At 65.7% G+C, this 2,143-nt stretch carries 2 protein-coding genes and 1 pseudogene; all 3 read left to right on the top strand.

All coding sequences use genetic code 11. From position 1 onward, the window contains the following. The first annotated feature begins 69 nt into the window (after nucleotides 1-69). Nucleotides 70-405, top strand: coding sequence for a cell division topological specificity factor MinE (minE, locus tag SY1_RS07160; protein ID WP_208873245.1), 336 nt, complete (start codon nucleotides 70-72; stop codon nucleotides 403-405). Between the two features lie 223 nt (nucleotides 406-628). Further along, nucleotides 629-1,558 (top strand): rod shape-determining protein RodA, encoded by a 930-nt coding sequence (rodA, locus tag SY1_RS07165; protein WP_243440620.1) that lies wholly within the window; start codon nucleotides 629-631, stop codon nucleotides 1,556-1,558. A gap of 83 nt (nucleotides 1,559-1,641) precedes the next feature. Continuing rightward, nucleotides 1,642-2,143: pseudogene (locus SY1_RS07170) on the top strand (B12-binding domain-containing radical SAM protein); the annotation flags it as partial.

A 2,143-nucleotide genomic window follows, 5' to 3' on the forward strand; every position in this document is an offset into this window, starting at 1 on the left:
CCGTCTCAGGCGTTAAGCACGGGGGACGTTACGGCTGAACATGGAGTCACGGACAGGGGAGAGATAGCAGTGGACTTTTTACGGAAAATCTTTGGCGGTGGAGCCGACCGGTCGGGCCGAAAGGCCAGCGACAGGCTGCGCATCGTTTTGATACACGACAGGACCGACATCTCGCCGCAGCTGCTCGAGGAACTGCGCAACGAGATGATCGGCGTCCTGACGAAGTACATGGACATCGACCTCAGCAAGATCGAAATCGACCTGGACCACGACGAGCAGGAGGTCGCCCTGGTGGCGAACATCCCCGTCCTGAGGATCAAGCGGGGGAGCAGCGGGGAGTCCTTTGAGGAGCCGCGCCATCGCGAGAAGCCCGCGGGCGGGCGACGGCGGGAGAGGGACCGCTGAGCGCCCGCGCCGGGCGGGAGGGGTGAACGAGGGTGATGGAGCCGCCGCGCATCTCGTCCTTCAGAGAGGACGCCGCCGCGATGGATCGGGTCCTTTTGGCCTGTGCCTTGACGCTGACCCTCTGGGGAATCCTCTGCATCTACAGCGCTGCAGCGGGCCCCCTTGGGCGGGGGGGGATTTTGCCCTGCGCCAGTTCGGCTTCCTGGGCCTCAGCGTTGTGGCGATGCTCGCGATCCTCGCGATAGGTTGCCACCGCCTTCTGGACGTAGCCTATCCGCTCTACGCCTTCACGCTCTTCGTGCTGCTGGCGACGGTCGTCCTGGCGCCGAAGGTGAAGGGCGCCCACAGCTGGATGGCCCTCGGCGGCTTTCGCTTTCAGCCGTCGGAGTTCGCCAAGGTCTCCCTGATCCTCATGCTGTCGAAGGTGCTCAGCCGCTATCCGCCCCTCTCGGTTCGGACCTTTGCGATAGGCGTCGGCGCAATGCTGCCGGCGGTGCTGCTGGTCCTGATGCAGCCCGACGCGGGCAGCGCGCTGGTGTACCTCGTGATCTCCTTCGGGATGATCTTCGCCGCGGGGGCTCCGATACGCTACTTCCTGGCCATCGGCGGAGCGGGCGTCCTCATGCTCCCCTTCCTGTGGCTGGGCCTGAAAGAGTACCAGAAGATGCGCCTGTTGGTGTTCCTGGACCCCATGCTGGACCCGCTGGGCGCCGGATATAACGTGATCCAGTCGCGCATCGCCGTGGGGTCGGGGGGCTTCTGGGGGAAGGGGTTTCTGCTCGGGATGCAGAGCAAGCTGCGGTTCCTTCCCGAGCCCCACACGGACTTCATCTTCAGCGTCAGCTCGGAGGAGTTCGGCTTCCTGGGCGGCATCGTCGTCCTCCTGCTCTTCACCGTCCTGTTCTGCCGCATCGTCGGCGCGGGGCTCAGGAGCCGGGACCGACGCGCCAAGCTGATCGCGGCAGGGGTCGTGTCGTGGATTTGGTTTCAGACGTTCGAGAGCATCGGCATGAGCGTCGGCCTGATGCCGGTGACGGGGTTGCCGTTGCCCTTTCTCAGCTACGGGGGCAGCTCCCTCCTCTCCCTGTTCATGGGGCTGGGCCTCGTGGGGAGCGTCTACGTCGAGGGCACGAGGCGGCCCTACTACTTTTAAGGAACGGCCTCGCACTTGCGCTGACGGCCATGCACGGAAAGGGCCCGCGGCCCCCCGTGCCTCCTGGAAGGAGTCTTTTTTGAATGCTTTTCCCCGAGTTCAAGCGGCCGGACTGGCCGCTCCTGTCCCAGGTGTCGCGCCCGTCGCGCTACTGTGGCAACGAATGGCGCAGCTATGCCCTGCCGTCCTGGGACGAGGGGAACGGGCTGCGGGTCTGTCTCGCCTTTCCCGACGTGTACGAGATCGGCATGAGCTATTACGGGTTTCAAATCCTGGCGCCCCTCATCCGCGCGCTGGGCTGTCTTGTGGATCGCGCCTACTGCCCCTGGGGGGACATGGAGGCGCTCCTGCGGGCCCGCGGGCTGCCGCTGACGTCCGTCGAGCAGCGCAGGCCGCTGTCGGACTTCGACGTGGTGGGCTTCACCCTGCAGCACGAGATGGGGTACACGAACGTCCTCACGATCCTGGACCTCGCGGGCATTCCCCTCCGCGCCGAAGACCGCCGCAGGGAGGACCCCATCGTCGTTGCGGGCGGACACGGGGCCTTCGTTCCGGAGCCCCTGCACGCCTTCATCGACCTCTTAT

The organism is Fretibacterium fastidiosum (assembly GCF_000210715.1).
Classification (GTDB): domain Bacteria; phylum Synergistota; class Synergistia; order Synergistales; family Aminobacteriaceae; genus Fretibacterium; species Fretibacterium fastidiosum.